This is a genomic window from Ruegeria arenilitoris, assembly GCF_013032445.1.
GTDB classification, from domain to species: domain Bacteria; phylum Pseudomonadota; class Alphaproteobacteria; order Rhodobacterales; family Rhodobacteraceae; genus Ruegeria; species Ruegeria arenilitoris_F.
This window is the reverse complement of the sequence record NZ_WQCA01000013.1, coordinates 1-23573: the sequence shown is the minus strand read 5'-3', so window position 1 is coordinate 23573 and position 23573 is coordinate 1. Positions and strand designations below refer to the sequence as shown.

Genomic DNA, 23573 nt, shown 5'->3' with positions numbered 1-23573 from the left:
ACTCCTTCCTTGTTCGGGGCCGCAATGTGCTGCCCCGTGCTTGATGGTTTCCAATGGTGTGTGGATCAGGCGGCTTTTATGTCGTTCCAGGCTGCGACGATCTTGTCCGGGTTCGGCAAGCAGTGTTGCTCCATGACGCGAGAGAACGGGATCGGCACATCCGGGAACGCGATCCGCTTGGGCGCAGCTTTCAGCACCGAGATGTCATGCTCTGTAACTGTCGCGATGATTTCACCGGAGACGCCATAACTCATGTAGTCTTCGTCAACGACGATCAGTCGGCCGGTCTTGGCCACCGAGGCGCGAATCGATTCTCGGTCCAGCGGCACGAGGCTGACGAGGTCCACAACTTCGGCACTGACGCCTTGCGCTTCCAGCTTGGCAGCCGCCTTCAATGCGTTGTGAACGCCCATTCCAAGGCTAACAATGGTGACATCTGAACCTTCGCGAACCACTTTGGCCTTGCCGATTTCAACGGTGTAACTTTCCTCGGGAACATGAACTGTTGCTCCGGCCTCGGTACCTAACCACCCCATGCCTTGAAGGCTTTTGTGGTACATGTAGACCACGGGGCTATCGTCACGCATTGCTGCCGTCATCAGCCCTTTGGCGTCGTAAGCGTTAGAAGGAGCCACGACTTTCATGCCCGGTAAATGGGCAAAGGTGCCGTAGACACATTGCGAGTGCTGACCAGCGTCCGAGTAGCCGCCGCCGGTCGAAGTCATCAGCACCATCGGTACTTTGAAGTTGCCGCCCGAGAAGTAGATGTTCTTGGCCATTAGATTGTAGATCGCGTCAAAGCAAACGCCGAAGAAGTCCACGAACATCAATTCTACGACCGGTCGCATCCCGTCCTGGGCTGCACCAACTGCGGCACCAATAAACGCTGTTTCCGAGATTGGAGTGTCGCGAACCCGTTCGGAGCCAAACTCGTCCAAGAGGCCGCGCGTATTGCCGTAAACCCCGCCCAGTGCACCGATATCTTCACCCATCACGAAAACGGAAGGGTCAATCTTCATTTCCTGCTGCATCGCCTCGGCCATAGCTCGGGCTATCGTCAGCTTTCTTTCGTTTGGTTTGTTCATTTTTCCTCCCTCCAGCTCAGGCAAAGACTGCTGTCAGCGCATCTTCAGGTGCTGGCTCTTCGCTTTCCCGGGCGAATTTGATTGCGGCCTCGACGCGTGCCGCGCTTTCGGCTTCGATTGCGTCGAGCTCAGCTTCGGTGGCTGCGTCATCGGCAAGCATTTTGGCCCGCATCTTCGGAATAGGATCCTTTTCGAAAAGCGCGTCCTTTTCGCCTTCTGGCCGATAGCCTTCGGCATCTCCCATGAAATGCCCTGCCAGGCGATATGTCTCGATTTCCAGAAGGGTTGGACCTTCGCCAGCGCGTGCGCGCGATATGGCTTCTCCGGCTGCGTCATAGATCGCGAATGGATCATTACCTTCGATGCGTTTTCCGGGGATGCCGTAAGCCGCAGCGCGATCTGCATTGTTCGTTACTGCTGTTGAGGCTTCTTTGGAAACGGAGATGCCCCATGCATTGTCTTCGATCACGCAGACAAAGGGCAGATTCCAAACGGCGGCCAAGTTCATGGCTTCATGCCATCCGCCCTGGTTGACTGCGCCTTCGCCAACAAACGCGACCGCAACTCCGGGTTTGTTTTGCATCTTCCGGGAAAGAGCCGCGCCTATAGCTGGCCCCATGCCTTGGGCGATGATCCCGGAGCAGGCAAAGTTCACGTCGGCATCAAAGATGTGCATGTGACCGCCGCGTCCACCGGACAGGCCCGTCTTTTTCCCAAAGATTTCGGCTGCCATTTTGTCGAGGTCGACACCCTTGGCGATCGCTTGATGGTGAGGGCGATGCGTCGCTGTTACGACGTCATCGGAATTTAGGTGCGCACATACGCCAACGGCGACCGGCTCCTGACCGTCGCTGAGATGCATTTCCCCAGGTATTGGTCCGTTAGCCATATTAAAAACGGGCGTTTTACCCTCGAAATAGATGCCCGCAATGGTTTCTTCGAACCGGCGGCTCGTGACCATATTGCGATACATCCAATGCTGTTCTTCGCGAGTTGGTGTCATGCGCTCCTCCCAAGCATGCGATCATGATGTCGCTCATGTTTCGTTGGGAAGGCTGGCGAGAAGTGCTGAATGCGGCAAGGAACTCGTTAGCCCTACATCTCGCCAATTGCTTAACTGTCTCACCCCGAGACAGTTTGAGACAGTTTGAGACGATAGCCCTCAAGCAACCACGACCACCACATGAGGTCGCTTACCAAAATCGATATTGGAGATTCATTCAGATTATTCTCAGAATCGGAAAACTGAACTCCGATTTGGGTCAATTTATCCTGCTGTGTGTTCAATCTACGTATGAGCCGTCAAACATCCATCCGGAGATGCCCAATGAAAGCAATGACCCTTGTTGAATACGGCGAGAACGCAAAGTTCGAACTTGCCGAAATTGAAACGCCGACTGCCAAGCCCGGCCATGTTGTCGTGCGCGTTGCAGCCACCAGCGTGAACACAGTGGATACTATGATCCGCGCGATGGGCACGGATCTCCCTCTCTCGCCAGAACTACCCGCTGTTCTGGGTATGGACTTTGCCGGAACTGTCGAGGCCGTTGGGGACGGCGTGAGTGGCTTCAAGGTAGGCGACGAGGTTTACGGATGTGCTGGCGGTCTACTGGAGCTACAGGGCGCACTGGCTGAATACATGGTCGCTGATGCGCGTCTTATTGCACACAAACCCAAGTCCCTTTTGATGCGAGAAGCTGCTGCGATCCCGCTGGTCGGCATTACTGCCTATGAGGGGCTGACCCGCGCAGGTGCTCAAGAAGGTCAGAAGGTTCTGGTGCAAGGTGGTGCCGGTGGAGTCGGTCACTTAGCCGTGCAACTTGCCAAGCATATTGGTGCAGACGTCTTCGCAACCGGAACCGGTTCGTCGCAACTTGAAGTGATCGAGAGCTACGGTGCGACGGCAATCGATTTCATGAAGGAGAAGGTCGCAGACTATGTCGAGGAACACACTGCCGGTGCAGGTTTCGAGACCATCTTTGACTCGGTTGGCGGCCCAAACATGACCAACTCCTTCGAGGCAGCAGCGCTGAACGGGAACATCGCCTCGACCGTCGCTTTGGTCGAACTGGACCTTACTCCAGCACATTTCAAAGGCCTGTCACTGCACATCATCTTCATGCTGATCCCGATGATACACGACCACAAGCGTGATGAGCATGGCGCGATCCTGGCTAAATTAGCCGAAATCGTAGACGCAGGCGCATTGAGGCCACTGCTTGATGACCAGCGCTTCGGGTTTGAACAGGTCGGTGATGCCTATGATCGCCTGACCAGTGGCCAAGCCATCGGCAAGGTCGTTGTCGAACTCTGAAGCACTGCACCAAAACCAACCTGTCGGGCAGCGCGCATTCGATATGTGTCGCTGCCCGCTTTTCTTTCTCCGAATTCAGCTTGAGAACTCAAGGAACTAATTTGCGATGCATGCGGCTACCAGGCAATACTCTGACGCTCAGTTCAACCTTCTGGATCCTGCACCGCGGACATATGCTTCCGGTGTTAGTCTGCTGAGGCGCAGCCGGTTCGACCTGAATCTTAATCGACAATGCACCCCGAAAGACGTCAGAGATTGGCTGTTGAACACAGCAGTTCTAACTAAGGACACCATCGAACTCGCAAAGGAGTTTGCGGAACGGTTGGTGCAGGCTGGGTTGGGGGTTGGTCGTCTGAGTCTCAATGTTGGAACGCTGCATCCGCAAGCCTTTGGATATGCGTGGAACTGGAGCACAACCGACGGGTTTTGCGATGAGATTCAAATTGGGGAGGACGCCCTGTATTCTGATGGCTACAGAAAAAACCCTCTTTTCAACGTGATGGAGTACGGCCGAACGGTTCGGGTGCCTCTTGAAAATGATGAAGGCGAAGCGGCAAGCCCTCTCATGATGAGTCTTGGTAAGGAGGGCTTCTCGGAATATGTGGCGCTTCCGATGTCTGCGAGTTGCGGTAGATTTAATGCCATCACACTGGCCACGCGACAGCAAGGCGGGTTCGAAACGGAACAACTGGAAAGTTTGACCCTCCTGATCAAGCTGTTCGGTTTGCATGTAGATCGACACGTCGCGGAGCGGATTACGAAGAACATCTCCCATACCTATCTTGGATGGGAAGCAGGCGAGCGCGTTGCAAGCGGGACGATCCGTCGGGGAACGGGCGTTCCGATCAGGGCAGTTGTATGGAGCTCTGATATGCGTGGTTTTTCTACGCTCTCGGAAGACATGGACAATCAATCCGTCGCTACGGTGCTCGATCACTACTTTTCAGCAATGGCAGATGCAGTGAACCGGCATGGCGGCGACGTCTTGAAATTCATTGGTGACGGTATGCTCGCCGTGTTTCCAATTGCTTCTTTTGAAACGCCTCAAAGCGCCGCTCAAGCAGCTGTTGAAGCCGCGCGACAAGCACAGTCCGAGCTGTATTTGCTAAACGAACGCATGCGTAGTGAAACGGCTTGGACTCCGCTACATGCGGGCATTGGTTTGCACTTGGGTGAAGTCTTCTTTGGAAACATCGGTGCGGCGCAGCGCTTGGACTTCACCGTCATTGGCGAGGCCGTAAATGTAGCAAGCCGAATTGAGGGGTGTTGTAAAATACTGAACCGGAACCTGCTGTTCTCTTCAGGGGTTGCATGCCTTCTCCTTGATGAGGTCGAGTCTCTGGGCAGCCGATTCCTCAAAGGAATGAGCAAACCAGAACAACTCTTTTCAATACGTTCGATGGTTTGAAGCTTAGTACCGGCATCATTTCAGAGGATTTTATATAAAATTTCTAAAAACTGAAATCCATTTCAGCGCGTTTATAAGAAATAACAATTCATTAGATTGCTCCACGGGTGAGGTGCTTCTCAAGAACCGCTTCACTTTAGGGAAACGCCAACCTCCAAAACCGTTCTTGCCTGAACGGTTCGAAACAGGAAATGAGGAACCAAAATGAAGTATGAAAACTTCACCACGTTTAACGTGAAGGTTGAGAACGCAATCGCCACCGTCACGTTTGATTTCGGGTCCGTCAACGTTCAGGGTCAGGAAATGCTGGCTGATCTGAACAGCCTCGCGATGCGGCTGGAGAGGGATAGCAGCGTAAAAGTTGTGGTCTTTGAATCTGCCAATCCGGAAATCTGGGTCTGCCACTATGACACTGAACTTTTGAAAGACATGTCGACCGAGGCTGTGTCGCGCAATGAAGCCCAGTTGCTAGACTTGCAAGCCGTCTGCGAAAGGATCAGCCGCGTACCACAGGCAACCATCGCTAAACTGGAAGGCTTCGCCCGTGGTGGCGGTCACGAGTTGGCACTGGCGCTGGACATGCGATTTGCAGCACGCGGTAAGTTCAAGTTTATGCAAATGGAAGTCGGCATGGGCATCCTGCCTTGCGGCGGCGGTGCATCACGCATGGCCCGTCAAACGGGTCTGGGTCGCGCACTGGAAATCATTCTCAGCGCGCAGGACTATGATGCGGATGACGCGGAACGGTTCGGCACCATCAACAAGGCGCTGGAACCCGACGAGATCGGACCATTCGTCGACGCGCTGGCCAAACGCATCGCACAGTTCCCGGCGGAGTCGATCAATGCCTGCAAACAAATGGTCTACGAGTCCATCGACAAGCCAATTGATGAAGCTCTGAAAGCAGAAGCCTATTGGCTGTATCAGGCAACCAGCAAAACCCCTGCGGTCAAACGCTTTGCTATCGCAGATGAACAGGGGCTTGAGCATGACATCGAAAACCAGCGCAACTGGGGCGAACTGGTGATGAAGGTTCAGGACATCAGCTGATGTCCGCCACCCAGAACAAAGAAACCGTTCAATGCTTTTTTGAGCGGTTTTCTGAAACCGATGTGGAGGGGGCACTGGCCTTGCTGGACGCGGAAGTCGTTTGGCAAGCGATGGGCCTCAAAAGCAACCCACCTGTGGATACACGGATGGATCGAGAAGGAATAGCCGAGCTTATCAAAAAGATGCGTGAAAGAATGCCCAGTGGCCTTCAGCTTACGCCAACAGGCTGGACTGTCGAGGGTGATCGGGTCGCGATGGAAATGGAGTCCTACGGGACCAAAGTGAACGGAACTGTTTACAACAACTTCTACCATTTCTTGGTGTCGTTGAAGGACGGAAAGATCACTGCAATCCGCGAATACATGGACACGCTGCATCTCAAGCAGGTCCTGATCGACGACATCTGACCAAAATCTGCGCAACTGACGGGCGTTTTCCAAATCCAGACGTCGTTAGGCACCGGACTCGGTGCCCGCGATTTAAGACAACTTCACTTGCTGCTGCAGCGCTGTAGGCGGCGCAGCCTCCCACAGATGGAGACTAATGTAATCATGTCAGTCACTTCACTGGAACGCGCTCGTACAATTGAGCGACCTACACGAGAAGAAATGCTGCAACGCGCGCCTTCTGTTCAACAATTCTGGACCAAGAACCGGGACTTGTTCAAAGACGCCTGGACTGATTGGGAAAGTTCAGAAGGACGAGAACACGTGCTCGACTCGTCCCTTTTTGATCCACAATTGCGATCAGCTGTCGAGCAAGCATGGGATGACCCAACCAAAGAGGCAGCGGTTCGAGAACTTTGGAAGGAAGTATTTCCTGGTGTTTACGCGACACAGTTCTTCGACCCGCAACGGCTCGCCGCTCTCAGGGATTACCTGGACGAGGTATCCAGCGCGGATATTCCACTACGTCCGCCCTATGGGATCGTGCTGAACCGGGGCGGCGCGCTGCTTGATCCGCGTTCGGAAGGGTATCTTGCGGCCCCAAGTTTCCAAGCTTTTTATAAAGAGCTGATGGACAGCTATATGAGGCCGGTTTCTCGTCTGCTGTTCCCCGATGTTGTCGGCTATGACACACAGACCTTTGGGTTCTCGATCCGCTGGCAAGAAAACAAAGATACCTCGCTGCGCCCGCATACCGACGCGTCCGCTGTGACGCTCAACATCAATCTGAACCTGCCGGGCGAGGATTTTTCAGGTTCTGCTGTCAGCTTTTATGACAATGAAACGCGTCAGGTCAGCAAGCTTACATTTGAGCCGGGGACTGCTTTGATACACCACGGCAGTGTCCCCCATGCGTCCGAACCGATCACCAGCGGGGAGCGCTACAACTTTGTGCTCTGGCTCTACGGCGAAAACGGTCGGATCCCAACTCAAGGGGCGGAGCACAAGGAAATAGACGCACGTCAGCGTTGGACTGTGCCAGCGGCCTCGTCCGACAATTTTGCACCGTTTTAGCAGAGTCGTTGAAACAAGTTCATCGGTGCAAACAAGTCTCGTCAGTCTGCACAGCGTTACCAGGTTACAAAATTGTGCCTTGTTGCGGTGCAGCTGACGAGCCGCGACAACCAGGATTGACTCCGTTTAATCCACCGAAGTCACAACCGAAGAGAGGGCTAAGATGTCCAGAGTGATCGTGTATTTCGCCCATCCCGGGCAGCGCCATAGCCGGGCAAACTCGGCAATGGGAAAGGCTGCAAAGACCGTCGAAAGCATAACCTTTGTCGATCTGTACGCCGAGTACCCTCGCCACGACATAGATGTCGAACGGGAACAGCGTCGCTTGCTGGATCACGACGTGATCGTGTTTCAGTTTCCGCTGTATTGGTACTCGACGCCGAGCCTTCTGAAAGAGTGGCAGGATCTCGTTCTGCAACACGGGTTTGCGTACGGTCACGGCGGCGACAAGCTGACAGGCAAGTCGATGGTGCTTGCGATTACCACTGGCGGGTCCGACGAAGCCTATACCGCTACGGGGTATCAAAACTTTCCTCTCCGCTCATTTCTATACCCGCTTGAGCAAACCGCCCGACTGTGCGGGATGACTTTCGCACCGCCTTATGTGCTGTATTCCGCTCTGCAGGCGGACGAGGAAGGTGCCATCGTAAACCACACAAACGGTTATACGAAACTGCTGAACGCGTTTCAGGACGAAATCTTTGATTTCGCGAAGGCTGAGCAACAAGCCACGATGACATTTTCCGATCTGCCCATTCGAGAGAAGGCGTGACCCATGAACGATTTTTTGCTTCTCGCGTTCGTCTTTCTAACAGCTGGTGTTGTCGCAGTCCCCATTGCTACACGTTTGGGTCTGGGGTCAGTCTTGGGCTATCTGATCGCTGGCATTGCGATCAGTCCTTTGCTGGCTGCACTCGGCGTGGACGTAATCTCGATCCAGCATTTCGCTGAATTTGGCGTCGTGATGATGCTGTTCCTTGTCGGGTTGGAGCTTGAGCCAAAAATGCTCTGGGCCATGCGATCCAAGCTGCTTGGTTTAGGCGGACTTCAGGTTGCTGCGACAACCGGTCTTGTGATGATCGTCGCGTTGTTCTTTGGGCAGCCCTGGACGGTTTCTCTTGCTATCGGCATGGTCCTCGCTTTGTCCTCGACGGCGATTGTCTTGCAGACCCTGAACGAAAAAGGGCTGATGAAAACAGAGGGAGGTCAGTCAAGCTTCTCCGTCCTGCTTTTTCAGGACATCGCGGTCATTCCGATGTTGGCATTTATCCCTCTTCTGGCATTGCCGGAACTCACAGATGTTTCGCACGGTGTCGTCTCCACCACAGGTCACGGGGCTGAAGTGGCACTTACTGGTGACGCGCATGCATCCGATGGGCACGGAGACGATGATCACGCAAGCCTAAGCCTCGTGGACGGTTTGGCCGGTTGGCAGGTTGCATCCGTCACGATTGGAGCAGTCGCCGCCATCGTTCTCGGTGGCACATTCCTGACCCGCCCGATCTTTCGCTTCATCGCGATGGCTGGCCTGCGTGAGCTTTTTGTGGCGACCGCTCTTCTCTTCGTTATCGGAATTGCGCTTTTGATGATCGTTGTCGGTTTGTCCCCAGCGCTTGGGACATTCTTAGCCGGTGTGGTTCTTGCGAACAGCGAATACAGACACGAGTTGGAATCGAACATCGACCCATTCCGAGGGCTGCTCCTGGGGTTGTTCTTTATTACAGTTGGCGCAGGAATTGATTTTGCGCTGCTTGGCGAGAACTTCGTCACCATCTTGGCATTGACGCTTGGCGTGATCCTTTTGAAAGCCGGGGTTCTGTTTGCTTTGGCTCACATCTTCCGGATCAAAGGAGCCGACAAGTGGCTCTTTGGATTGGGGCTTGCTCAAGCTGGAGAATTCGGGTTCGTTTTGCTGTCCTTCACCGTCGCAAGCCACGTCATCCCGAAACCAATCGCAGATCAACTGCTGTTGGTTGTCGCGCTGTCCATGCTGCTTACTCCGGCTTTGTTCATCATCTACGACAAACTCATCCTACCCCGTTCAGCCCAGAAACAGGAACGAGAAGCAGACGCAATTGATGAGGAAGGAGAAGTGATCATTGTCGGTCACGGGCGTTTTGGTGGTGTGGTAAATCGAATGCTGCGAGCGGCGGGGTATACCACAACCGTTCTCGACTACAGCGCGTCACATCTTGAACTGCTCCGTTCGTTTGGTTTTAAAGTGTTTTTCGGTGATGCTACCAGGCCTGAATTGTTGCATGCGGCCGGAATATCTAAAGCACGGTTGCTGGTGATCGCGATTGATGGAAAGGAGCAGATCAATTCTCTGGTCCACCACGTACGCCATAACTATCCGAGTGTAAAAATCATCGCGCGGGCGATAAACCGTCAGCATGTCTACGACCTCTATGCGGCCGGCGTTCAAGAGATCATCCGCGAGACGTTTGACTCTTCTGTCCGAACCGGGCGTTCAGCATTTGAAACCTTGGGCATGCACCCATTTGAAGCCGAACTGCTCGCAAGGCAATTTTCAGAGGATGACCGGCACATTCTTCAGGACATGGCTGAAGTCTATGATCCAAATATACCGTTGCAGGAAAACGCTGCCTATATCGAGAAATCACGGGCGCTGATGGAGGAACGCGACGCTCAGATTTTTGGGAAAGGCGAAGCTTACGGTGATCGAGCAGAATCCGGTTGGTTGCCGCCGTCAGGGAAGGATGTCGAGGCACTTAAGGCCAATCACGTGAAAACCGAGAAGGCTTCGCATCAATAGAATATTCTCCAGAATAGAAATCAACCGGTCTCATTCACAGCGCAGATCGGGTTTGTTAAGCTCTTAAGTTGGACTTGGGGCGGCCCAAAGTGGAACTGGGCTGTTTACGTGCACGTCGCTCTCGACTTCCCGAATAGCAAAGATTGATCGAGCGTTCTGATATTGGGTTTCAGCGGATCACAGCGCACGCTTCAAAACGCGTCAAAAATATTGACGACGTTGGAGTGCGTTTTCATCGGCAAGTGCGAGTTCACAAATCATGTTGAAGGTCTGCTTTCCCGTTCCAAGAATGCCGACTCTCCATCGCAGCGAATGACCGCTTTCCGCCCTTTCGGGCCCAATGACCGAGGTTTCGCTAGGCGGTGCAAGGCCGGCTATCGGCCTTGAACTTTGTTTTCTGTCTATCGCCGTCTGACCCTTTCGCGATTGCGCTCCCGACGTTGGATTTTCGCTGAGATCGCATGATAGCTGCACCTAGCATAGCGCCAGCCCCGGTCGTTCAAAAAGTTTGCGACACAACCGGTCAATTCACGCCAGTCTCTGTCCGTTTCAGCAGTTTATCCAGCTGGCAGGATATTCGCCTCTCCAGTTTCGTCTATGCAACTCTCGAAGAAATTTGCGACAAAACCTTATAAAGTACTCCATTCGGCAACTCGTTAGTCAGCAATCTCGGTGATTAACCGTGTCTCAAGCAACTGACCATTCCGGTACAGGACCGGGTAGGCGATCGAAGCGATGTGGCTGTTGAATTCCCGGAATGCACGTAAAGTCTCCAGATGAATGTCACTGGTCTCGAAGCTTTCCGTTGTGCCGTGCTGCAGTCGGCGCAAGTGCCGCTTACGGCTGTCCCGCTCCACGCGTTTGATTTCGGTTTTTTCAAGGCTGAGAAGCCGTGCGCTTTCCAGATCGTCGGAAATCAGCACATTCGATGCCAGTTTCATATTGGCCAGAATACCCTCGTGCATTTGAACAAGTTCCGACCAGCCTTCCTGTGAAAAACTTGATCCCTTTGCGCGCATTTCGCCAGCCAAAACAGTCAGGCGTTTGGCGACAACATCCCCTGCCGTTTCAAGCCGGATCGCAAATTCCATTAAATCGCGCGCGGTTTTTGCATCCCGCTTTCTATATAGCTCTGAGGGCATCGCAGCGACAAAGGCTCGAATATCCGAAAGGCATCTGTTTACGTCCTCGTCAATAGCCTGAACCGAGCGGATCTGTTCCTTGTCTCCGCTGCGGTACAGTTCCAGGACAGGACGGAACATGGTTTCGAGAAAGTCACTCATCCGCAGAAGCTCACGCTTGAGGCTCGGCATGGCCTGACTCGGGTTAGCTACATTTTCCATGTCCAGTGCACTGGTCAGGCGCGCAGGTCGGGGTTCATTTTCTTTCTTTTGGTCGGGCAAGAGCCTTTCGAACAAGCCCTCCACGTGTCCGCAAAACGGAAGAGCTAGAACCAGAAGCGACAGGTTAAACGCAAGATGTACGTTAACCAGCATCTGGCCCCCTTGCGGGTCGCCCAACAGCCCGGTCCGCAAGGCGAAGTTAGCCGCAAACAATGTCACTAATGCCCAACTGCCCCGTAGCGCCAGATTGGCATAGGGTATACGCTGGGCGGTCACAGGCATCCCTCGCGTCAGCCAGACCGGAATGAAGGCTGAGCCGAAATTCGCGCCAAAGACCAATGACATACCGGCTGCAAACGGGATTGCGCCAATCTGCACAAGCGTCACGCACATAAGGATGGCCGCGACCGAAGAATGCATGACAAAGGCCAACGCACCGCCGACAAGGAAGGCGGTAATATAGTCGCGGGCCAAATAGTCGGCTACGGCGGGTAGAAATGCGCTGTCGCGAATCGGGTCCATCGCTTCGCGCAGAAACCTGAGCGAGATCAGGATAAAGGCAACACCCATCAGGATGCGCCCCAGCTGTCGGGCTTTTTTAGCCTCGTTCTTGACGAACAGATAGCCGCCAACGGCCAGCAGCAACGGAACAAGCCAGTCCAGTTTGAACGAAAGGATTTGAATAATCAGTGCCGAGCCCAAATCGCCACCCAGCACAATGGCCAGCCCAGCCGGAAAGCTCAGTAGTCCGCTGGCAGCAAAACCCGAGCTTAACAGAGCTACCGCGGCCGAGCTTTGTAGCACCATCGCCATCACCACGCCCACCAGCGAAGCTTGCACGTAACTGCGTTGCTGCGTCATCACCCGCTGGAACGACGCGCCGTAGCTGCGTTCTATCCCGGTACGCACCATGCGGACCGCGTACAGCAGCAGCATGGTGGCCCCGGCCAGGCTGATCAGGAAGGTGACAATCGCCATACTTCACTCCGACTTCAATATAGGCTCAGTTCACCGCAGTTCTTGAGCGATAATCTGCAAGTAGCTTTTACTTTTTTGACCACGGCGCTAGAGACGTCGGGTTCAATCAACTTCGCGATGAGCGTCCGCGCCGTGTCATCCGCGTCAGGTTCTGATCGGTTTCGAAGCTGCTCCCCCGCGCTAAAGTTCTGCACGGAGTATGGGGACCGACCGGTCAGACCTCGTTTTCAATCGCTGCAACTACAATATCGATTGCCCGGTCTAGTTCACTTTTCGAAATTGTCAGCGGTGGCGACAGCGTCAGAACGCTTCCCTGGCTGATCTTGTAGCTCAGCCCGGCTTCGAGACAGGCATAATAGATCCGTTCCGCGCGGGTATTTCCCGGTATCTTTGTAACACGCTCTTCGACGATCTCGATCCCGAACATAAGGCCACGGCCCCGGATGTCGCCAACGATAGGAACATTTTGCAATGCGTCCATCAGGCGGCCTATTGCGTGTTCGCCCAATTCTGACGCACGCTCGACCAATCCCTCATCCTCGATAATCTGCAGCGTAGTTAATGCGGCGCGAGCGGTGACAGGGTTCTTTTCGTGCGTGTAATGCCCGATAGCAAAATCACCGCAAACATCCAGTTTATTGCGGGCGATACAGGCAGCGATGGGGAGGATACCTCCGCCCAGTGACTTGCCAATAGTGACAATATCGGGAACGATCTCGTCATGCTGGAACGAGAACATCTGACCGGTCTTGCCCAGTCCTGTCGGAATCTCGTCCAGTATTAACAACGCACCGTGGCGATCGCAGGTTTCGCGCACCCGTTTCCAGAAACCCGGCGGCGGCACAATGGGGACGGCGCGCATCGCTTCGGCCACCACGGCGCAGATGTCGCCTTCGCGCTCCAGCACATAGTCGATCATGTTGGCGCAGGCTTCGGCGCTGGCCTCAAGCGTTGTGTGCCCATAGGGGCAGCGGGTGGGGTGGAAGGGGGCCACATGCTCAGTTCCCGGCAAAAGCGGCCCGGCGATATGGCTGCGGAACGTGGCCTCGCCGCCAACACTTGCAGCGCCAAAGCCCGCACCGTGAAAGGCGTCCCAGAAGCTGAGCGTCTTGAATCGGCCTGTCGCGGCGCGGGCGATTTTCAAGGCCACTTCATTGGCGTCCGAACCGCCGGTGGTGAACAGCACCTTGCCCAAATCGCCGGGGGTGATGGCGACCAGTTTCTCGGCCAGTTTCACCGCCGGGTCATTGGTAAAGCGGCGCGGGGCAAATGGCAGGTCGTCCAGTTGATCCTTGATCGCCTGCACTAACCGAGGGTGGCCATAGCCGATGTGATGGACCGAATTTCCGTGGAAGTCCATGTAGCGGCGGCCATCCAAGTCCTCTATCCAAATCCCTTCTGCCTTGGCAATCGTGCTGACGCAGGGGCTGGACAAGGATTGATGCAGAAACACACCCGCATCGCGTTTTAGCAGTGGCGACGATTTGGGCCCGATGGACTTCTTCAGCCAGGCCTTACGGGCTTCAGAGGTGTTCGATTCCCCTTCTGTATGGACAATCTGTGGCATTGCCGCTCCTCGTTGTCGCTTATTAAAAGGTGCGGACCCCGAAAAGTCCGCTAATTCCGGTGAGGATTTCTGAAGCTCTTTCCGCTAACGGGAAGAGCAGGAATTTCAGTCAGGCCAGGGAAGTGAATAGGTTTTGACGTTGGTGAAGAATTTCATCGCTTCGATAACACCTTCTTTCACGCCGTTGCCGCTGTCCTTGATGCCGCCAAATGGGGACATCTCGATTCGGTAACCCGGTTGCTCCCAGATGTTGCAGGTGCCCACGTCCAGCCCGTTGATATAAGCAATCGCGCGATTCAGATCATTGGTACATACACCCGACGAAAGGCCAAACTCGGTCGAATTTGAGATCGCCATCACCTCTTCATCATTGTCGGGCACACGCACGATGGGAACGATCGGGCCAAAGGTTTCCTCCATCACCAATTCGCTGTCATGGGGCACTTTGTCGACCACGATAGGTGGCAGCAGCGCGCCCTGACGACCTGGGTGGTAGAGGATTTCTGCCCCCTCTTTCTCAGCTTGATAGACGCGGTTCTCAAAAACTTCCGCCGCCTTGTCGTGGATCACACAACCCAGTTCGGTTTCCGGGTCCTGCGGATCGCCAAACTTGATCTTTTTGGCTTTCTCCAGCACCAGCGGCACAAACTTGTCCGCCACACTTTCCTGCACCAATATGCGCTTGACCGCTGTGCAGCGCTGGCCGGAATTGCCAGTCGCGCCTGCAACTGCAATCGTGGCCGCCTTGTCCAGATCGGCGTCGCTGAGGTCGTTAAGCACAATCAGAGGATCGTTGCCGCCAAGTTCCAGCGCCTGGCGCTTATAGACGCCCTTTTCGGCAATCATCTTGCCGACCGGTACACCGCCGGTGAATGTGATGATATCGATGTGGTCATTGGTGATCATTTCATCACCGATGTCACCGGGCCAGCCGGTGACAACCTGGAACATTTCAGGAGGCAATCCCGCCTCATACAGAATGTCAGCTAGCGTAAGTGCCGTCAGCGGAGTCAGCTCCGTCGGTTTGCAGACCATGCAATTGTTGGTCGCAATAGATGGAGCAATTTTGTGGCTGACCATGTTCAGCGGGTGGTTGAACGGGGTGATCGCGCTGATCGCGTTCACCGGCTCGCGCTTGGTAAAGATTTTGCGGGCCTTGCCGTTGTGGGTCAGATCGCACGAAAATATCTCGCCGTCGTCTTTCAGCGCTTCTGCGGCGGCAAACTGATAGACGTCCTGCGCGCGCTTGGTTTCATAGATTGCGTGCTGATGGCAGATGCCAAGTTCCAGCGTCAGCCATTTGGCCAGATACTCACGTTTTTCTCCGATCAGCTCTCCCGCGCGCTGCAGGATCTGGCTGCGTTCGTACCGGGTGAGTTTCGGCTTGTAGTTTGCCGCAATCTCGAAGGCCCTGCGTGCATGTTCAGCGGTTCCGGCCGGGACATGACCCACCACCTCATTGGTATAGGGATAGAGTACCGGAACGGTTTCGTCAGTGAAGACAACTTTACCACCGATCCGCATCCCTTCGTTTCGTATTTCGATGTTCGACATGGCTTGATTTTTCATGACTTACTGTGCCGCCGCTGTGGTTGCGTAGAAAAAGGCGTCGAAGTTGCGCAAAACCGGCTGGTTCGGCAGGTCAATGACACGGTTTACGATGAACGGAACCTCTTGTTCAGTCAAACCGCCATGGCTGCGCAGCGGTTCTTTCAGGGCCGCTAGATCATGGCGGTGCTCGGATGTGCCAATGCAGATATTCTCACCAGAAACCATCACGATGTCGCCAATCCGGTCGCCCGGCAGCTCGAATTGCGCAATGGCTTCGGCCTTGGTCAGTACATGGGTTATTCCCTCGGTTGCCCTGAGTTTGGTAATGATGTCGTTCTGATCTGCGCCCTCGGGCAGATAGGCCGTCGCGAACGAGCCCAACGCACCGTGATGCACCACGTACGGGTCGGTAATCGGTAGGATGACGCGCGCCGCGTCCTTACCAAGCCATTTGTCCATCAGATCCTGTACGTAGATAACAGCGGGGGAACCATCAGCCAGGTGTTTTGGCTTCATGCCATGATCGGCGGTCACAACGATGGCGGCACCCAGCTCGTCAAGCTCGCCCAAATACCGGTCAAACATGGCATAGAAATCAAGCGCACCCTGCTGTTCGGGGGCGAACTTGTGCTGAATATAGTCCGTAGTCGAAAGATACATCACGTCGGGCTTGAACTCTTTCAATAGCTTGACGCCAGCGGCGAATACAAACTCAGACAATTCGGCCGAATAGACCTCAGGGACGCCTATGCCCAGCCATTTGCTTGCATTTTCGATCCCGTGTTCGGCTAAAGTCGTCTCGCCTGAGCGTTCCGAAGAAAAGGCAACGGCTCGACCTTCGTCAAATTTTAAGCCGGCACCGAGCAAGGCGCGCAGCTTGTCCTTGGCGGTAACCATGGCTACGCGGAAACCAGCATCGTAGAATTGCGAGAAAATGGTCGGCGCGCGCAGGAAACGCACGTCGTTCATCATGACCTCTTCGCCGCTGTCGGGGTCGATCAGATAGTTGCCGCAGATACCATGCACGATGGGTGGGCGGCCGGTGGCAATCGACAGGTTATTGGGATTGGTGAAGGAGGGGATCACGGAATGGGCCAACCGGTCGGTACCGGTCTCGCGCATCCGCTTAAGGTTGGGCATCAGACCCTTGGCTATTGCGACTTCCAGGTACTCCGGCTCGCATCCATCAAGGCAGATGGCGATTGCGGGTACTTTCGGCGTCGGATAGACGCGTTCGTTTGCTTCAACTGGTGTTTGGATGGTCATCTTATTTTGTTCCTTGATAGTTAAGCTGCCAGTTTGGCGCGTTCTTCCAATGCCCGGAGGGGGGGGGCAGCGCTTGTGACACCCATCTCCTCCAGTGATTCTTTTGCTGCGTTTACAACTTTGCGCATGACGTGTTCATCCATTTGACCGATACATCCGACGCGAAAACTGTCGACCACCGTCAGCTTACCTGGGTAGATGATGAAACCCTTGGATTTCATAAGGGTGTAGAACTGATCGAATACGAAATTCTCGTCCGCCGGGCAGAAAAAGGTGACGATAATTGGGCTGAGCCAGCGATTGTCGAGCAGTGTTTCAAAGCCCAGTTCGCGCATTCCGGCGACCATGACATCACGGTTGCGGGTATAGCGCTCGCCACGGCCCAGAACGCCTCCTTCGGCGGAATGCGCCCTGAGTGCCTCGATGAACGCCGCCACCACATGGGTCGGAGGGGTGAACCGCCACTGACCTGTCTTGTTCATATGCACCCATTGCGCGTGCACGTCCAGGCTCAGCGAGTGGCTGTTGCCCTCCGCAGCCTCAAGCTCGGATTTTCGGGCGACGATAAAACCGAATCCGGGCACGCCTTCGATGCATTTGTTGGCCGAGGACACCATCGCCTCATACCTGACCTCGCTTGGCTTTAACTCGATCGCACCGAACGCTGACATCGAGTCAATCAGAAGCTTACGCCCGGCGGCATAGGTCGCTTCGGAAATCTCTTCGACGGGGTTCAGAATGCCCGATGAGGTTTCGCAATGGATCGCTATTACATGGGTGATCGCAGGATCTTTAGCCAGAATTTCTGCCACTTCGTTTCCCCGGGGGGGCAGGTAATCACCCTTGTCCAGCACCACATGATCGCGCCCCAGATACACCAGCGTTTGCGCCGAACGCTGGCCATACGCTCCGTTCGCCAGCACCAGCGCTTTGCCATCGCGCGGAATGAATGATGCAAGCATCGCTTCAACCGAAAACGAACCACTGCCCTGCATCGGGACGCAGTCAAAATCATCGGCGCCCTCACCCAATAGCGCCAGCAGGCTTGTCCGCACCTCTTGCGTCATGGCGCGAAAGTCATCATCCCAACTGCCCCAATCCTTTAACATAGCTTCTTTTACCGCATGTGATGTCGTCAAAGGTCCGGGTGTCAGAAGGTAAGGTTCACCGAGGCGCGGTTGTTCGATTTTGGGATTGGAAGGTGTCATAACCTAGCTCCAGAAAGGTATTCTCAAGAACACAATTGCAGCAAGTGTTGCTATATGTGAAATTGCAAATATCAATCCAATTATAAGCGCAGCCTATGATCTAATCTTGGAGTACTGCTATGCGACACAGCCAGCTCAAAGCCTTTCATTTTGTAGCCAAGCATGGGGGATTTTCGCGTGCTGCAGAGGCTCTTTTTCTGACGCAGCCGGCAATTTCGGAACAGGTGCGAAAGCTGGAACAGGATCATGATCTGCTGTTGTTCCAACGTGAGCGCAAACGTGTAACTTTGACACCCGACGGTGAGCAGCTTTATCGATATACGAAGCAATACTTCGAGATCGAAGGTCAGATCGAAGACTACCTATCCGAGACCAAGGCCGTGGTCGATGGAGAGTTGCGCATCATCGCCGACTCTGCATACCACATGACAGCCTTTCTGGGACCTTTTCAAAAGAAAAACCCGAATGTCACGATCACCGTACGCTCGGGGAATAGCGAAGAGATCCTGGAAGAACTCAGGGCTTATAACGCGGAAATTGGCGTAGTGGGCAGCCTGTCTCCCGGCAAGGATATGGATGTCTTAAGTCTTGGTTCCACAGAGATCGTGGCCTTTGCCGCACAGGGTGTTCTTTTGGCGTCGAAGCCGACACTGTCTCTAGAAGAGCTGTCAAATCTACCGTTAATTTTCCGCGAGACGGGATCAAAAACGCGCCAGAAACTTGAAGACGAGGCCAAAAAACACGGGATAACATTGAAACCCGCGATTGTAGCTGAGGGGCGCGAAGCGATACGGGAACTTGTGGCCTCGGGCGCAGGTATTGGTTTTGTCTCGCAGGCGGAATATGGTCATGATGACCGTCTCCGACAAATCAAGCTTAAAGGCATCAACCTGCAGATGGGCGAGAGCATTATATCGCTGTCTCAGAGGCGCGAAGTGAAAATCATCCGCGCCTTCACAGAGTTTGCGCAACGTACCTTGGAAGAAAACCCCGCCAACGATTGATTGGCGGGGCTTGGTATCAGCAGGAGTGGCCGTCAGCGACTGCGCCAGGCCTGAGTGCGTTTTAATATCCCTTTAGACGCAATCAGGTGAATGATCCGGGCCGCAGCATTGGTGTAAAAGATCATCATGCCCATCGCCGCAGCCGGTGCAATATCCCCGGCATCATCCATGTTCAGTACTGCGATAGACGCGAGCGTCGTTTTAGGCGAGTAGAGGAACACGACCGCTGACACAGTCGTCATTGCATTGACGAACAGATAAATGGATATGTCCAAAACTGCTGGCAAACAGACTGGAACCGTAACACGCGCAAACAGTTTCATCGTTGGCTGTTTGAGCGAGGCCGAAACTGACTCGAATTCGCGGTCCATTTGTTTCAGCGCGGTCACCGCCGTCAGGTGCGATACAGTGTAAAAGTGCGTCACTGTACAGATCACCAGTATTGCCATGGTGCCGTAGATACCGTTCAAGGGGTTTGAAGGGTTGTTGAAGAAGAAGATGTAGGAAAGCCCCAGCACCATACCAGGAATTGCCATCGGCAACATCGCGAACATCTGAAAGATCGACCTTCCGGTGCGGAACCCTTGCGATTTTTCAACCAAATAGGCACCGAAGAAAACAACGGTGGTGCCTATTACTGCGGTCAGCAAGGCCAACCGGATCGAATTGAAATACGATCCCCATCCACCGCCATCCATCTTGTCGAACTGATAGTTCCGCAGGCTTAGGCTCAGGTCATAGGGCCAGAACTTGATCAGCGCCGCAAATTGGCACACCACTAAAAGGCCGACGATGAAAAGGCCGATCAGGCTGCAATAGATCAGGAACAGTCGGTCTGCTTTCGGGTTAGGGGTTGCCTGATACGGCACTGACCGCGCGGACAGCAGCGCAACCTGTTTGGACTGGACCATCCGGTCGATGGCAAAGGCTAGGATTGCAGGGATCACCAGAACCACGGATACAACCGCGCCCATCTCAAAATTCTGCTGGCCGATCACCTGTTTGTAGATATCCACCGCAAGCACGTTGAACTGACCACCGATGACTTTGGGCAGGCCGAAATCGGTGATCACCAGATTGAAAACCACAAAGGAAGCAGAAATCAGACCGTAGCGAGCACCCGGAACGGTGACCGTCCAGAATGTGCGCCATGGGGTCGATCGCAGGCTTGCGGCAGCCTCGTAAAGCCGCGCATCCGAGATTGCCAACGCTGTTGAAATAATCAGGAAGGCGTGAGGAAAGGTGAAAAAGACCGATCCGATCACAATACCGATCGGGCCATAGATGCTAGCCCCGAACAACAGCTCCTTGATCATACCCTGATTGCCGAACAGGTATACCAAGGCGATACCCGGCAAAAGCGAGGGGACAAGGATCGGTGCCATCGCAATCAGACGAAAGACACCCTTGAACCGCATACAGCTGCGATTGAGCGCATAGGCGAACCAAAAGGCCAGCGTTACCGTCACAATGGTGCTTACAACAGATATCCAAAGCGAGTTCTTGATCGAATTGAACAGCGCAGGCGTCGAGAAATAGTTTACAAAGTTGTCCAGACCCCGTGATTGAACGGGCCGCAGCTGAACGCGACGGAACGTGTTGGAATCAAGCTCGATCCAGTCGGTGTCGTCCTGCAGAGTTGATCCGACCAGAAAGCGCCCAGTGTCGCTTGTGTTGCGGATCTGGTACATGACCGGGCTGCGGAAGCTGAACTCCGGGAACAATCCTGTCACCGGGAGACGCCCATCCGAGCCAGTCACAAGATCGGTGTCAGCGAACACCTCGGTTTGCTGGTTCAGCGCATCTCCAGACAGGATCGACCCGTCATAAACGCCTGCTTCATCGCTGACCTGAAACTCGTATTGGGACAGCTCCACCCGATAGGTTGAAAATGACTTGGAGAGCATTGTGTAAAGCGGCAGCGCCAAGGTCACGATTAGATAGAGCACGATGACCATCATGCTGCCGCGCATCAAGATGTCATCGCGGCTGAGCTTTGGCTTGATGCTGGGACCAGGGGGCAGGGTATCGCTGTTGGTAGAGATCGAGCTCATGCCTCTACCTCCGGAACATCAAATGCCATCAGGCGATTTTCGGGAAGCTCAATCACCATGGTCCGGCCTTCTTCAAGTTCTAGGCGACGCACGGCATTGATCGAGAAGTCAGCAATCAGTTCTGATGACCCAAACCGTTCGTTGCTTAAACGGCAGCGCCAAAACGAGCCCAGAAATTCCATCTCATCTAGAGTGACATCGATGCAGTTTCGATTGCCACCGGTATCAAGATACCCAGCTTCATGGGGAATCACATCTTCCGGCCTAATTGCCGCGACAACCGACGTTCCGTCGTTGAACTGATGACTTAGGCAGGCAAAGGTTTTTTCGCCCACGCTCAACCGCCCGCCCTTTGTAACTTGAGACCTAATCTGGTTCATTTCACCGATAAAATCGGCCACGAAAAGGTTAGCCGGATCCCGGTAGATTTCTGTGGGAGAACCCACCTGCTCGATAACTCCGTGATTCATGACCACGATTCGATCAGCCATGGCCAGCGCCTCTTCCTGATCATGGGTCACCATAACGGTGGTCACGCCCAGCTTGCGCTGCAATTCCTTGATTTCGTGCCGCAAATGTACACGTACTTTGGCATCCAGAGCCGACAGGGGCTCGTCCAGCAGCAACAAGCCGGGCTTGGACGCGATCGCGCGCGCAAGTGCAATCCTTTGCTGCTGTCCACCCGATAGCTGCGCTGGGTATTTCTTACCCTGATCGGGAAGGCCAACCAGATGCAACAACTCGTTCACACGGGCGGCAATTTCAGACTTGCTGTGGCCTGAGTTTTCCAGGCCAAAGGCGATGTTCTTTTCAATCGTGAGGTTGGGAAACAGCGCATAGGATTGAAATACAATCCCGAAATCACGCTCGGACGGGGGCAAGTTGGACACGTCCATACCGTCCTGCATGACCGTACCCTTGGTTTGCAGGTCCAAACCTGCAATGGCGCGCAGCAGAGTTGTTTTTCCACAGCCTGACGGGCCCAGAAAGCAGACAAACTCGCCTTCGTTGATTTCCAGCGAAATATCCTTGAGTGCAAGAAAGCTGCCGAAGGCTTTCCACAGGTTTTGGATACTAAGATACAGTTCACCGGGTGGTGTTTTCTGAAGCACGGGAGAGGTCCTCATATCTGCACCTCGGGTACGGCCTTACTTGGCCGGTCTGAACCGGGTGAGTAGGTTGTATCTTGGGGAACAAGAGTGTGGCGTGCAGGAGAGGCATGATCGCTCCTCCTGCTAACGGGATTACTTCGCTTCCGACTTTCCGTCATAGCGAGACTGCCATTCCTTCAGGATCGCCGCGCGATTGTTGGCGGCAAACTCAAAATCATTTTCGATCATGGCATCCAGAAGACCCTCTGGGAAGTGCTCGACCGGCTTTGCGATGCCAGGATAGGCCACGACCGCATAACCGCTGTTGTACATCTCGTTGGCCTCTTTGGAGACCGAGAAATCAACTAGTTTCTGAGCGGCTTCCAGATTTGCGGTGCCGGCAACAATTGCAGTTGCTTCCATGTCCCAACCTACACCCTCGGAAGGCACGATGATTTCAAGCGGGGCGCCGTCCGCTTTGGATTTGGCACCGCGGAAGGCAAACGAGATACCGATCGGGATTTCGCCCGCAGCCGCCAGTTTGCAGGGCTTCGAACCCGAATGGGTATATCGCGCGATGTTTTCGTGCAGCGCATCCATATACTCCCAGCCGCCATCTTCGCCAAACAACTGCAGCCAGCTTGAAACATCAAGGAATCCGGTGCCCGATGAGTTTGGGTTCGGCATGATAACCTGATCCTTGTACATTGGGTCGGTAAGGTCCTTCCATGACGTTGGCGGCGTCAGCCCAGCCTTTTCGGCCTCGACTGTATTGTAACAAACCGACGCAACCCAGGCATCCATGCCAACCCAGGCCGGAGGATTGTCACCGTCAACAAACTTCACATCAAGTTCTTCAACGCCAACCGGAGCGTAGGGTTCCAGCATGCCTTCGGATTTCAACAGCAGCAACGACGTGGCCGCCAGCCCCCAAACGACGTCTGCCTGTGGGTTGTCTCGCTCCGCCAACAATTTGGCGGTAATGATCCCTGTCGAGTCGCGAACCCAGTTAATTTTGATATCAGGGTTGCTTTGGTTAAACGTCTCGGCATATCGGGTCAGGTCTTCGGCCTCGACGGCTGTGTAAACGGTCAGTTCTGTCTCTGATGCCGCTGCCGTTGCAATCAGCGTGCCGATGGCGAGAGCGGTTAGAAGTGATGTTGAGTGTCTCATTGTCATCCTCTGTTGGTGATTTGTTAGACTGGTTCGCCATTCTCGTGCGGCGTTCTCATTCAGATTAGTACTGACAGTTTGACAGATTAACTCTTCAAGAAAAATCGATTATACCTTCAACGTTATAATTTTTTCCTATGGATAAGATTGCCGTTTGCGGTGCTGCCAGACAAATGCGAACCAGTCTCTGTAAGGACAGGATGACTGCCCCTTATTCCGCGCAAAGACCGCGCCACTCGGAGAGA

Annotated in this window: 18 protein-coding genes; 8 read left to right on the top strand and 10 right to left on the bottom strand. The window is 54.2% G+C overall.

Features of this window, described 5'->3' with window-relative positions:
• Positions 1-65: 65 nt before the first annotated feature.
• Entirely contained in the window at positions 66-1085 is a 1020-nt protein-coding gene (locus tag GOW98_RS18780; RefSeq protein ID WP_170334853.1) for an alpha-ketoacid dehydrogenase subunit beta, read from the bottom strand.
• A gap of 16 nt (positions 1086-1101) precedes the next feature.
• The gene (locus GOW98_RS18775; RefSeq protein ID WP_170334851.1) at positions 1102-2088 is read right to left on the bottom strand and encodes a thiamine pyrophosphate-dependent dehydrogenase E1 component subunit alpha; all 987 of its coding nucleotides are present in this window, start codon (positions 2086-2088) and stop codon (positions 1102-1104) included.
• Positions 2089-2412: 324 nt separating this feature from the next.
• Here GOW98_RS18775 and GOW98_RS18770 point away from each other — a divergent pair, with 324 nt between their 5' ends.
• The 7 genes from GOW98_RS18770 to GOW98_RS18740 all read left to right on the top strand — a co-directional run bounded on the left by GOW98_RS18770 (position 2413) and on the right by GOW98_RS18740 (position 10093).
• The gene (locus tag GOW98_RS18770; protein ID WP_170334849.1) at positions 2413-3399 is read left to right on the top strand and encodes a zinc-dependent alcohol dehydrogenase family protein; all 987 of its coding nucleotides are present in this window, start codon (positions 2413-2415) and stop codon (positions 3397-3399) included.
• 262 nt (positions 3400-3661) lie between these two features.
• Positions 3662-4807 carry an adenylate/guanylate cyclase domain-containing protein gene (locus GOW98_RS18765; RefSeq protein WP_170334847.1) on the top strand — a complete coding sequence of 382 codons (1146 nt, stop codon included), beginning with the start codon at positions 3662-3664 and terminating at the stop codon, positions 4805-4807.
• A gap of 204 nt (positions 4808-5011) precedes the next feature.
• Positions 5012-5857 carry an enoyl-CoA hydratase/isomerase family protein gene (locus tag GOW98_RS18760; protein WP_170334845.1) on the top strand — a complete coding sequence of 282 codons (846 nt, stop codon included), beginning with the start codon at positions 5012-5014 and terminating at the stop codon, positions 5855-5857.
• Positions 5857-6264, top strand: a complete 408-nt coding sequence (locus GOW98_RS18755) for a nuclear transport factor 2 family protein (RefSeq protein WP_170334843.1) — start codon at positions 5857-5859, stop codon at positions 6262-6264. The genes GOW98_RS18760 and GOW98_RS18755 overlap by 1 nt, the downstream gene beginning before the upstream one ends.
• 201 nt (positions 6265-6465) lie before the next feature.
• Positions 6466-7317: a 2OG-Fe(II) oxygenase family protein gene (locus GOW98_RS18750; RefSeq protein ID WP_217359641.1), complete on the top strand. Its 852-nt coding sequence runs from the start codon at positions 6466-6468 to the stop codon at positions 7315-7317.
• Positions 7318-7480: 163 nt separating this feature from the next.
• Entirely contained in the window at positions 7481-8089 is a 609-nt protein-coding gene (locus tag GOW98_RS18745) for an NAD(P)H-dependent oxidoreductase (protein ID WP_170334841.1), read from the top strand.
• 3 nt (positions 8090-8092) lie between these two features.
• Positions 8093-10093: a cation:proton antiporter domain-containing protein gene (locus tag GOW98_RS18740; RefSeq protein WP_170334839.1), complete on the top strand. Its 2001-nt coding sequence runs from the start codon at positions 8093-8095 to the stop codon at positions 10091-10093.
• A gap of 656 nt (positions 10094-10749) precedes the next feature.
• Here GOW98_RS18740 and GOW98_RS18735 read toward each other — a convergent pair.
• From GOW98_RS18735 to GOW98_RS18715, 5 genes are all read right to left on the bottom strand, one after another.
• Entirely contained in the window at positions 10750-12414 is a 1665-nt protein-coding gene (locus GOW98_RS18735; RefSeq protein WP_170334838.1) for a Na/Pi cotransporter family protein, read from the bottom strand.
• 214 nt (positions 12415-12628) lie between these two features.
• Positions 12629-13981, bottom strand: a complete 1353-nt coding sequence (gene pbfA / locus GOW98_RS18730; protein ID WP_170334836.1) for a (R)-1-hydroxy-2-aminoethylphosphonate ammonia-lyase — start codon at positions 13979-13981, stop codon at positions 12629-12631.
• Positions 13982-14086: 105 nt separating this feature from the next.
• Positions 14087-15535, bottom strand: coding sequence for a phosphonoacetaldehyde dehydrogenase (gene phnY / locus GOW98_RS18725; protein ID WP_170334964.1), 1449 nt, complete (start codon positions 15533-15535; stop codon positions 14087-14089).
• Positions 15536-15553: 18 nt separating this feature from the next.
• Positions 15554-16798 carry a phosphonoacetate hydrolase gene (phnA, locus tag GOW98_RS18720; RefSeq protein ID WP_170334834.1) on the bottom strand — a complete coding sequence of 415 codons (1245 nt, stop codon included), beginning with the start codon at positions 16796-16798 and terminating at the stop codon, positions 15554-15556.
• Positions 16799-16818: 20 nt separating this feature from the next.
• Positions 16819-18006, bottom strand: coding sequence for a 2-aminoethylphosphonate--pyruvate transaminase (locus GOW98_RS18715; protein WP_170334832.1), 1188 nt, complete (start codon positions 18004-18006; stop codon positions 16819-16821).
• 119 nt (positions 18007-18125) lie between these two features.
• On the opposite strand from GOW98_RS18715, the gene GOW98_RS18710 reads away from it, so the two are divergent.
• Positions 18126-19010, top strand: a complete 885-nt coding sequence (locus GOW98_RS18710) for a LysR substrate-binding domain-containing protein (protein WP_170334830.1) — start codon at positions 18126-18128, stop codon at positions 19008-19010.
• 32 nt (positions 19011-19042) lie between these two features.
• Here GOW98_RS18710 and GOW98_RS18705 read toward each other — a convergent pair whose 3' ends face one another.
• From GOW98_RS18705 to GOW98_RS18695, 3 genes are all read right to left on the bottom strand, one after another.
• Positions 19043-21064: a putative 2-aminoethylphosphonate ABC transporter permease subunit gene (locus GOW98_RS18705; protein ID WP_217359640.1), complete on the bottom strand. Its 2022-nt coding sequence runs from the start codon at positions 21062-21064 to the stop codon at positions 19043-19045.
• Positions 21061-22176, bottom strand: a complete 1116-nt coding sequence (locus tag GOW98_RS18700; protein ID WP_367646868.1) for a putative 2-aminoethylphosphonate ABC transporter ATP-binding protein — start codon at positions 22174-22176, stop codon at positions 21061-21063. Before GOW98_RS18700 ends, GOW98_RS18705 begins: the two co-directional genes overlap by 4 nt.
• 132 nt (positions 22177-22308) lie before the next feature.
• Positions 22309-23328, bottom strand: a complete 1020-nt coding sequence (locus tag GOW98_RS18695) for a putative 2-aminoethylphosphonate ABC transporter substrate-binding protein (protein WP_170334826.1) — start codon at positions 23326-23328, stop codon at positions 22309-22311.
• Between the last annotated feature and the right edge of the window lie 245 nt (positions 23329-23573).

Excerpts from the sequence above, each read along its gene's own strand:
- GOW98_RS18780 (WP_170334853.1), bottom strand. The coding sequence starts at position 1,085 with ATGAACAAACCAAACGAAAGAAAGCTGACGATAGCCCGAGCTATGGCC.
- GOW98_RS18775 (WP_170334851.1), bottom strand. The coding sequence starts at position 2,088 with ATGACACCAACTCGCGAAGAACAGCATTGGATGTATCGCAATATGGTC.
- GOW98_RS18770 (WP_170334849.1), top strand. The coding sequence starts at position 2,413 with ATGAAAGCAATGACCCTTGTTGAATACGGCGAGAACGCAAAGTTCGAA.
- GOW98_RS18760 (WP_170334845.1), top strand. The coding sequence starts at position 5,012 with ATGAAGTATGAAAACTTCACCACGTTTAACGTGAAGGTTGAGAACGCA.
- GOW98_RS18755 (WP_170334843.1), top strand. The coding sequence starts at position 5,857 with ATGTCCGCCACCCAGAACAAAGAAACCGTTCAATGCTTTTTTGAGCGG.
- GOW98_RS18750 (WP_217359641.1), top strand. The coding sequence starts at position 6,466 with ATGCTGCAACGCGCGCCTTCTGTTCAACAATTCTGGACCAAGAACCGG.
- GOW98_RS18745 (WP_170334841.1), top strand. The coding sequence starts at position 7,481 with ATGTCCAGAGTGATCGTGTATTTCGCCCATCCCGGGCAGCGCCATAGC.
- GOW98_RS18740 (WP_170334839.1), top strand. The coding sequence starts at position 8,093 with ATGAACGATTTTTTGCTTCTCGCGTTCGTCTTTCTAACAGCTGGTGTT.
- GOW98_RS18735 (WP_170334838.1), bottom strand. The coding sequence starts at position 12,414 with ATGGCGATTGTCACCTTCCTGATCAGCCTGGCCGGGGCCACCATGCTG.
- pbfA (WP_170334836.1), bottom strand. The coding sequence starts at position 13,981 with ATGCCACAGATTGTCCATACAGAAGGGGAATCGAACACCTCTGAAGCC.
- phnY (WP_170334964.1), bottom strand. The coding sequence starts at position 15,535 with ATGTCGAACATCGAAATACGAAACGAAGGGATGCGGATCGGTGGTAAA.
- phnA (WP_170334834.1), bottom strand. The coding sequence starts at position 16,798 with ATGACCATCCAAACACCAGTTGAAGCAAACGAACGCGTCTATCCGACG.
- GOW98_RS18715 (WP_170334832.1), bottom strand. The coding sequence starts at position 18,006 with ATGACACCTTCCAATCCCAAAATCGAACAACCGCGCCTCGGTGAACCT.
- GOW98_RS18710 (WP_170334830.1), top strand. The coding sequence starts at position 18,126 with ATGCGACACAGCCAGCTCAAAGCCTTTCATTTTGTAGCCAAGCATGGG.
- GOW98_RS18705 (WP_217359640.1), bottom strand. The coding sequence starts at position 21,064 with ATGAGCTCGATCTCTACCAACAGCGATACCCTGCCCCCTGGTCCCAGC.
- GOW98_RS18695 (WP_170334826.1), bottom strand. The coding sequence starts at position 23,328 with ATGAGACACTCAACATCACTTCTAACCGCTCTCGCCATCGGCACGCTG.